The sequence below is a fragment of the Enterobacter sp. genome, assembly GCF_977039595.1.
Map to the genome: position 1 here is coordinate 1 of NZ_CDRQYH010000137.1, position 2,030 is coordinate 2,030.

Here is a 2,030-nt window from a genome sequence, read left to right on the forward strand (position 1 = left end):
TGCTTTTGCCGTTACGCACCACCCCGTCAGTAGCTGAACAGGAGGGACAGCTGATAGAAACAGAAGCCACTGGAGCACCTCAAAAACACCATCATACACTAAATCAGTAAGTTGGCAGCATCACCGGTCTGCATTATTTCTCTGACGACACGGGTTCAGATGGCGACGTAAGCTACGTTCGTCTGGGCTTCAAAGGCGAAACGCAGATCAACGACCTGCTTAGCGGCTATGGCCAGTGGGAATATAATATTAAGGCTAACAAAACTGAGAAATCAGGCAATCAGTCATGGACACGCCTTGGCTTCGCTGGTCTGAAATTTGGTGAATACGGTTCATTCGACTACGGTCGTAACTACGGCGTGGTTTACGATGTTGAAGGCTGGACCGATATGCTGCCTGAGTTCGGCGGAGATTCCTATAGCTATACCGATAACTTTATGACCGGCCGTACAAACGGTGTTGCAACCTACCGTAATAATGATTTCTTTGGTCTGGCTCAGGGCCTGGATTTCGCTATTCAGTATCAAGGCAATAACGAAAGCGCCTCTAACGATCAGGAAGGTACCAACAATGGCCGTGATATCCGCAAAGAAAACGGAGACGGTTGGGGTATTTCAACCTCCTACGATTTCGGTATGGGATTCAACGCCGCCGCGGCATATGCTTCATCTGACCGTACCAACGACCAGGTTACCAAAACAACAGCCGGTGGTGACAAGGCTGACGTCTGGACTGTTGGCTTGAAATACGATGCCAACGATATCTATCTGGCAACCATGTATGCAGAAACCCGCAATATGACGCCTTACGGTGACTTCGGCGTTGCTAATAAAACTCAGAACTTTGAAGTGACAGCGCAGTATCAGTTTGATTTCGGCCTGCGCCCTGCGGTCTCTTTCCTGATGTCTAAAGGTAAGGATCTGAATTCCTTCTACGGAAGTGATAAAGATCTGGTGAAATATGCTGACGTGGGTGCGACCTATTATTTCAACAAAAATATGTCCACCTATGTTGACTACAAAATCAACCTGCTGGATGAAGATGACAATTTCTACAACGCGAATGGCATCAGCACCGATGACATCTTAGCAGTCGGTCTTGTTTATCAGTTCTAATCCCCAAAATACCAAAGGCCGCAATTGCGGCCTTTTTTATTTCTTCATTTTTATTATGGCGCTTCCTGCAGCGCCACCCGAATAAACCCGTTATTCTGCGCCAGCAGTTCATGGGCCTTCCACGCATCCAGCCCTGTGAGCACCATCAATACCGCCGTTTTACAGTGATGGTTACAGCTCTCCAGCGCGGCTTTTGCTTCAGCCCGGGAGCATCCCCCCGCTTCCATCACGATGGCGATTTGGCGTTCGGCCCATTTGGTGTTGCTTGCCTCAAGATCCACGCGCAGGTTGCTATAAACCCGTCCGGTCCGAACGGCCAGCCCTGTAGCGATCATTGAGAGGATCATTTTCTGCGCGATCCCCGCTTTGGTGCTGATATAGCCTGCGACGACATCGGCACCCAGCTCCGGAGCGATAACCATGCTCGCCAGATGCGCGGCTTCACTTTGCGCATCGCCGGTAATGATGGCCACAGGCGAACCCAGCGACCACGCATGGCGCATTGCCCCCCAGACCCACGGCGTTTTTCCGCTGACGGTCACGGCCAGCATCATATCGTGTTCACCAAACTTAATGGCCTGCAGATCGGCAACGCCGCGCTCGTAACTCCCTTCCCCTTCTTGTGCCGTAACGGCAATCACCGGGGTTTTGCCCGGCGCATACTCATCGGTAACCTGTTGCGCAACGCGCCCAGACGGCCCCGCGCCAACGATGACCAGGCGACCGCCGTGGCTGAGCGCCGCGGCGGCGTTGTCCACCACGCGTGCAATAGTGTCTAAACAGGGGGTAATAGCAGCAGAAATGAGTGCATCATCCTGGTGAATGACTTTCAGCATGTCCAGCGTGGACAATCTATCAATATTCATCGTGCTGGCGTGCCGTCTTTCCTTGACCGAACCGGTAAGCATAATGCTC

General features: G+C 51.9%; 2 protein-coding genes and 1 pseudogene. 1 reads left to right on the top strand and 2 read right to left on the bottom strand.

Annotation, left to right across the window (positions count from 1 at the left end; genetic code table 11):
- A partial coding sequence (locus ACWYRJ_RS20755) for an IS1 family transposase (RefSeq protein WP_001680836.1) occupies positions 1 to 70 on the bottom strand: 70 nt, incomplete at its 3' end.
- 43 nt (positions 71 to 113) lie between these two features.
- On the opposite strand from ACWYRJ_RS20755, the pseudogene ompC reads away from it, so the two are divergent.
- Positions 114 to 1,115 (top strand): annotated as a pseudogene (gene ompC / locus ACWYRJ_RS20760) (porin OmpC); the annotation flags it as partial.
- A 53-nt stretch (positions 1,116 to 1,168) separates the two neighbouring features.
- Here the strand turns inward: ompC and ACWYRJ_RS20765 are convergent.
- Positions 1,169 to 2,030 (bottom strand): N-acetylmuramic acid 6-phosphate etherase (locus ACWYRJ_RS20765; protein WP_455508541.1); only part of this gene is annotated, 862 nt, incomplete at its 5' end.